At 43.1% G+C, this 6075-nt stretch carries 11 protein-coding genes; all 11 read right to left on the bottom strand.

Annotation, left to right across the window (positions count from 1 at the left end):
* Positions 1-163 precede the first annotated feature (163 nt).
* Entirely contained in the window at positions 164-415 is a 252-nt protein-coding gene (locus AC1RL5_RS31780; protein ID WP_077933565.1) for a hypothetical protein, read from the bottom strand.
* 3 nt (positions 416-418) lie between these two features.
* Complete coding sequence (locus AC1RL5_RS31775) at positions 419-1000, bottom strand: hypothetical protein (RefSeq protein WP_207240043.1); 582 nt, start codon at positions 998-1000, stop codon at positions 419-421.
* Positions 1001-1300: 300 nt separating this feature from the next.
* Complete coding sequence (locus AC1RL5_RS31770; RefSeq protein WP_077933563.1) at positions 1301-1585, bottom strand: immunity protein CdiI family protein; 285 nt, start codon at positions 1583-1585, stop codon at positions 1301-1303.
* 43 nt (positions 1586-1628) lie between these two features.
* Positions 1629-1991 carry a hypothetical protein gene (locus AC1RL5_RS31765; RefSeq protein WP_145711665.1) on the bottom strand — a complete coding sequence of 121 codons (363 nt, stop codon included), beginning with the start codon at positions 1989-1991 and terminating at the stop codon, positions 1629-1631.
* Between the two features lie 212 nt (positions 1992-2203).
* Entirely contained in the window at positions 2204-2590 is a 387-nt protein-coding gene (locus tag AC1RL5_RS31760; protein ID WP_145711663.1) for a hypothetical protein, read from the bottom strand.
* 1356 nt (positions 2591-3946) lie between these two features.
* Complete coding sequence (locus AC1RL5_RS31755; protein ID WP_492590233.1) at positions 3947-4105, bottom strand: DUF8617 domain-containing protein; 159 nt, start codon at positions 4103-4105, stop codon at positions 3947-3949.
* An 81-nt stretch (positions 4106-4186) separates the two neighbouring features.
* On the bottom strand, positions 4187-4441 hold the full coding sequence (locus tag AC1RL5_RS31750) for a CdiA C-terminal domain-containing protein (RefSeq protein WP_176876790.1): 255 nt from the start codon (positions 4439-4441) through the stop codon (positions 4187-4189).
* 100 nt (positions 4442-4541) lie between these two features.
* Entirely contained in the window at positions 4542-4859 is a 318-nt protein-coding gene (locus tag AC1RL5_RS31745) for a MafI2 family immunity protein (RefSeq protein WP_019094981.1), read from the bottom strand.
* Positions 4856-5155 (bottom strand): polymorphic toxin type 50 domain-containing protein, encoded by a 300-nt coding sequence (locus tag AC1RL5_RS31740; protein WP_239690702.1) that lies wholly within the window; start codon positions 5153-5155, stop codon positions 4856-4858. Before AC1RL5_RS31740 ends, AC1RL5_RS31745 begins: the two co-directional genes overlap by 4 nt.
* Positions 5156-5217: 62 nt before the next feature.
* Complete coding sequence (locus AC1RL5_RS31735; RefSeq protein WP_072453203.1) at positions 5218-5496, bottom strand: YrhB domain-containing protein; 279 nt, start codon at positions 5494-5496, stop codon at positions 5218-5220.
* Positions 5496-6075, bottom strand: a 580-nt coding sequence (locus AC1RL5_RS31730) for a toxin glutamine deamidase domain-containing protein (RefSeq protein ID WP_492590235.1), incomplete at its 5' end; no start/stop codon positions are given. The genes AC1RL5_RS31735 and AC1RL5_RS31730, both read right to left, overlap by 1 nt.

Raw genomic sequence — 6075 nt, 5'->3', positions numbered from 1 at the left:
CTGGAGCAGGACCAAAGGTGGCGGTGACGCTGATGTCGAATTCCTTGCCCTTGACCTTGCCGGTATCGGCGACCGAAACGACATTTGGTCGCCTCCTACGCGCCCGATGACTTCGTCGCCACCACTATTGCAATTGGTCTCGCTGCAATTGCTCCCCCCAAACTTACAAATCACCCTTAAATCTTTCTGGCAAGTACTCTTGCCGAACCATGCCTTTGAGCAACTCTTTAAGTTCATCAAGATAGTAAGAAAGCTCTTCTCTAGACTCGCAGACTGTACTTTTCTCAATATCAGAGTCGCTAAAATTCTTCATTACCATCGCTATGCTATCTGCAAAAACCATTAATTCACCCTCGGAGACGCGAAGATCATACAGCGTGACACTTGCAATGCACTCTTTGCTTAAAAGTTCCATACGTTACCACCTCACATAATTAGAAAAAATCGACTCAAATTTATCAAGCTCATCTTGCGAGGCCGGCCGCCGCTGCCCCCGTAGAATCCTATCTCTTGTATTAGCTTTAGGATTATTCAATGATGTTACAACCTCACCATCAGGCTCAATAATATGAACACGATCTTTTAGCCCCTTGATTACCCATCTACCATCATCCTGAATCAAAATATCTGCAGGCCGCGCAACCTGAACATTATTTACAACAGAGCCAACCGGGCGTCCTTCTTTATTTCTGATTTTAGCATGCACACCCTGGGTAATTTTTTCACCTTGAAAGTTATAAACAACTCCTGAAGACGGAAGCTCCTCCACAGGTCGAACATAGTCGGTCTCACCTACGCCGCCAATAGGACGACCACCTGTAGTAGTTAAACTGTCCGGGCGACTACCGCCAGCATATCCTTCACTAGAAGGATTCCCTCCTGATGTATCAACAATCGGATTGACCAGCTTTCGGTTTTCGTCATCAAGCAGGTGAATTGGAAACGCAGTGAGGGTTATAAACTCCCAAAGGCCGATCAAAATTTTTAGCTGCCTCTGCACCTCTTCCTTTGCAACACCACCTGCTTTTTTAGCGCTCTCAACAACCGAGCTGGCTGTGTGTCCGGGATTAGTTGACCATTACAGCGAGATGGACGTGATTTGATGAATGTAACGACGAGGCGGATGCAGGAGCAAGTGCTCCAGTAAGCAAAAAAGGCGGCGTGAAAGTTGCCCTTATTTATCGCAATCGATCAAATATCGATCAATAGCTTAATTATTCTCTTTGACGATAGAATGACCACTACAACCAAAACGCACTACCACACATAAAATTCGCGCATTTATCCCGCACATCTTCAATCACTTCAAAACCACAACATAACCTTTCAACTCTACCTTTAGCCGCTCAAACAGATGCTCTCCTTTTTTATTAAACTCCGCCTCATCCTCCTCGCTAGAAAATCCAGAGTCAGGAGGATATTCTTCATCTAAGGTATCATCATACTTAAGTGCCCATGACATTAGATCAGCTTTGAGCTCTTGTGAAGTCGGCAACTCCTCGGGATCAACATTCCCAATAGAGTCTGGCGACAAACTCCACAATGGAAAACACTGATAGTCAGGCATCAGTTTAATAACTTTCATTCCACCCTCAAAATTAGTTACACCCTTGAGAGCAACTTTACTTTTATGATCCGATATAGATACCCTCGGCAGATCCAGGTGAGCTAATAGGCCAGTTCATTTTTTTAGCCACCCCAGCAGCAAGCCCTCTTATTTCCTCCCAGAGGACAGAGTCGTACAAAGAATTTTTAGTCCAAATCTGCGAATTAGACTCACCACTAATAGATAAAATATTCTTATCTAGATTTTGAATTTCCAATAGCGCGCCTGCTGACACCATCTCTCTAAAAACCTCAAGAGCTTCTAAGACATCCTCCCAAATTAATGCAAGCCCATCTGCAACATTAATAAAAGTTGGAAATAAACGCACCTGCTCAGATGCTGGAATAGCCAAAGCTTGAATTATCCATTTTAATTTTGACAACATCAAACTAACCTCCAGAAACAAGCTTTGCCTTTTCCCCAGGATTCGGCTTATACGTTGAAGGATCAACTATCTTTATAGCGCCCTCCGTTGTAGTAGAAACTTTCTAATAAGCTCCTTCATGCCGACCTCCACCAGAATTAACTTGAATCTGCGAAATTTGGGGATACCCTTTTACCTCCTCAATTCGAGTCTTGCTGAAACCAAGAGTAAATTTAGGATGAGGCTTGTTTAAGCCAATCATCCCTCAGACCCGTTAAAATATTCAGAACGTTGGAATAACTCAAAAATGGCACCAAAAGAGAAAACCCAAAAGACTCACACTCAACATCTATAGGAAGATAAAAATCAAAGTCCTCTCTTTCACTAGAGAAAAAACTTGCATTCAAATGACTTTTTATAGCAACAACCGCCTCAAAAAGAATCTTGGGAACATCATCTTTTTTCGAAATAAAAAATCCATCCATACATATATCTAAAACACCATTCTCAAGCTTTACAGAACAAAGTATCTGCCCTTCATCTGCAACCTCATAAAAATGCCCTCGGCCAGATGCATCTAGTTGCCTCATTCTTTTTTCAAGGGTACGACGAATCTTCACTTCTCAAGCCCTTTTAAGAACCCTTTTAACCCTTCTCGGGTAGCGGGGGAAACTGAAGGAAAAATTTTTCTTAACATTATCCACACTACCCGTACCCAACATCGCTCCTTCCTCAGTTGCATAGCGGCCGTTTAAAGTAATTCTCTCTGCCCCTTGAGATTGAGCATAGTCGAGCATCTGTTTCAACGGCCGACCAACTCAACAGTACCATTTGGTCCATAACCAAAATACCTCTTTGAAGCACCTACAGAAAGTCGTTAAATATTATTTAACCATTACTCAAACTAACCTTATGAGAATAGATTTTTCCTATACCACTCGCAGCATCAAAAGAAGCAGAGCTCAAGTGTTTAGAGGTATTCTTTGAACTATCTGACTCACTATACATCACCCCCGGATTCAGCTTGTACTCCAGAATCACATAGGCACCATCCTTCTGCACTCCATCCAGCTGAGTACCACCCGTATGAGGCGTTGTGATAACTCCGCCACCTTCAGCGCCCCCTCAAATGAAGGGGTGCGTGGTGATTACAGTAGAATAAAATAACAACCCCGGACCAACTAAAATCCGGAGCTGTTTATTCAAACGATGCACTCACAACTAAAACTAGATACGCCAAAACTTTCTATAACCCATCGAAGCTTACCAATATATTTATTAAAATCTGGCACAGCCTCAAAAAGACAAATTCTATTTATAGAAATAGATAAAGAGATCCAGTCTCGATAAATTAACCCCCCCTCCAAATTTTCCATCAAAAACCATAGCAATCCCGATTACCCCCAGATAACGAATGAGAGTTTAGGAACGCCTCCAAGTTAAATTTTTTAACATGCTCTTTCTGCCATTCATAGGAGTCAACATCAGATAGCAGTAAAAACAAACCTCGCCTTCAGAGTCAATACCCCCCCAAAATCAATTGGTTTTACTATCACTTCTCTTGGGCTACAAGGTCGAAGTAAGCTTATATCTATAGATGCCTGACTGCTCATATTGATACTCTTTAAACGGTATATCTTTTGAGTCAACCATGACTTAACATGTTGATGAGTTTTTGTATTTTAATGAACTTCAAAAGAAGCACCGCTACCCTTAGCTATTCGAGCATGCGCACCAATATCAGACTTAAACTTTTCAAATCCTTTAGAAGCTGCCTGGACATGATCTTCCCAATATCGGCCTGATTTAGCTTCGTACCAGGTAGAGTTATTCGCTCCATATGCTCCGTCAAACTCTCGTCCCTTCGTCGAAAAACTTGGCTTCCCACCTAATTCTTTATGAAGGTATATTTCAAAGCCCTTACTTATTAAACCTTTAGCTAGTTCTTTTTCCGCAACTTCACTGAGAACAACTAACTATTCTTGAGCATATGACACTGGGGCAGAATCAAAGCCGTTCCAAAACACCCATAATCCTCCACAACGAGAACACTTGAGGGCACTATTCATCTCTCGATAAATCGCCTCCAAACCCACCCGCCCTTGGAACCTGTCAAAGTTCTCATCTGAAATCAAAAGTCATTCAATTGGATTCGGCATCTCACCAAAACTTAACTTATTACCACATTTACAGAGCATTGATGGCATTTCACTTACCTATGATAGCGATGTCATTAATTTTTTCGCCCCTGAACCATTAACTCTCCGCAGAACATCTCCCAACTGCTCTCTAGTAACGGTGCTTCTAGATAAATCTAGAACAACCCCCTCAGCTTGCGTATTTTTCTTTGCTATCGCAGAAATTATTCTGTCCGCATTACCCGTTGCAGGGGTATATACATCATAGCTAACACCATTAACTAGAAGATCTGAAGTTTTCCCTTCTGCTCTCGTACCAACAGGGCGACGCAGCTCAACTTTTTACCTTGAGCAGCCATATAGTATGCAGAATTTATCTCTGACTGAGAGAAACTTCCACTTGGATCTATTCGAAGTTTACCTTTTGCAGCAACTAACTACCAATGGCCTCTCTGCGACGGTACACGACCCGCCCAAGCGCCGATAACCCCGGAAGTCTTTCGCTACCCACAATCAATTCAGAACGGCATCTCAAGCTAGAATTTTGATATGCCGTATATTGACAAACAATATCTTCAATCTCCTCGACGTCATCCTCAAGGTTCTCTTCAAGATAGAACCTCAATACCCACTCATCGCCACACCACAGCAATGCGACCATTCTAAAGTTGGCAGAGACCGCCCCTACCAACGCCTGAACAAGCATTAGCACTTGAAAGTTCCACTCTTCCAGCACAGGCTGATCACTCATTTCTGACTCCAGTTTGGATTTGTGGGGACAATGCTCGGCTTTTTTGTTCCCTTGATAACAAATACGTTAGTCGGCTGATCAGTTATACCAACGCCGAGATTAACGTTAGTTCCAGTAACACCCTCAAATTTAACCACTGGAAAACCTTGACCATTCTTTCCTAGGATTTTCACTTGGCCGGAGTGGTAAGCATCAAGCACTTTTTTAGCATCTGAAACACTGTTCACGAAACCAACGCTCCCCCGCTCCTCAAGCTGCTGTGTCCCTGCAGTATGACGATTCTGCCTCTGGCTTATTTTTGTTGAGACCTCAGGAAAGTCTTTAGGTGTAAGTATTCCTTTTGCAGCAATTACCTATATTATTTCTTATCACGCTTCCTCAGAGAGTACTCTTCCACATACTCCTTTGGCGGCAATGCCGTGCCAAAAAAATGCAGTTCGCCGGTATCTTTATCAACAAAAATCGGCCCATTTCCAACCAGTTGAAATGAAAAATCACCTGTCTCAACATACTGTTTGGAGTTGAAGCAAAATAGCCACCCATCAGGAAACCCTTCAGAATATGTTATAACCAGCGGCATTGGAGACTTACTCAAATGATTAATAACCATCTGCAGAGATTCTTCAAAAGCTATCACTAGTTGGTCCTCAAAAACTTAAACGATGTAAACTTACTGAGATCAGCAACCTTGCCTGTCTGCCCATCTAAGAATCTGATAGTACCATTCTGGTTTACGACATTGAACACATGTCCAGGCTGACCAGGACCATACGACCCATACACATTACCTCGCGCACCTGAGCCAATACCAATCATTTTCTGAGAAATATTATCCGCAGATGAGACCGATACAAATCTTGTACCAAACTGCTTTTCCAGTACTGTAATTGAAACGCCATCTGTTGATTTTATCGGAAGCGCCGAAGCTGGATTTCCAGCCAGAGTTGCATCAGTCGCAATTGAACAATTCACGCAGTTATGAGTTCGACCAGCTTCAGGAAAGCCTGGATTGACATTCTTAATCGAGCCAGCCGTTTCTTCGACTGCGCCACCCGTTCCTTTTGCAGCACTGCCCTCACTATACATCACCCCCGGATTCAGCTTGTGCTCCGGAGTCACATAGGCACCATCCTTCTGCCCCCCATCCAGTTGAGTACCGCCGGTATGTGGCGTTGTAATAACTCCGCCACCCTCAGCGTAGCCCCCACTGGCAGGA

The organism is Pseudomonas sp. GW822-FHT06D10 (genome assembly GCF_058799535.1).
The sequence above is the reverse complement of the archived record's forward strand: the minus strand, read 5'-3'. Positions and strand labels throughout refer to the sequence as shown.

Coding starts and splice junctions, on each gene's coding strand:
- AC1RL5_RS31765 (WP_145711665.1), bottom strand. CDS start 1,991: ATGTTGTCAAAATTAAAATGGATAATTCAAGCTTTGGCTATTCCAGCA.
- AC1RL5_RS31770 (WP_077933563.1), bottom strand. CDS start 1,585: ATGAAAGTTATTAAACTGATGCCTGACTATCAGTGTTTTCCATTGTGG.
- AC1RL5_RS31780 (WP_077933565.1), bottom strand. CDS start 415: ATGGAACTTTTAAGCAAAGAGTGCATTGCAAGTGTCACGCTGTATGAT.
- AC1RL5_RS31745 (WP_019094981.1), bottom strand. CDS start 4,859: ATGAGTGATCAGCCTGTGCTGGAAGAGTGGAACTTTCAAGTGCTAATG.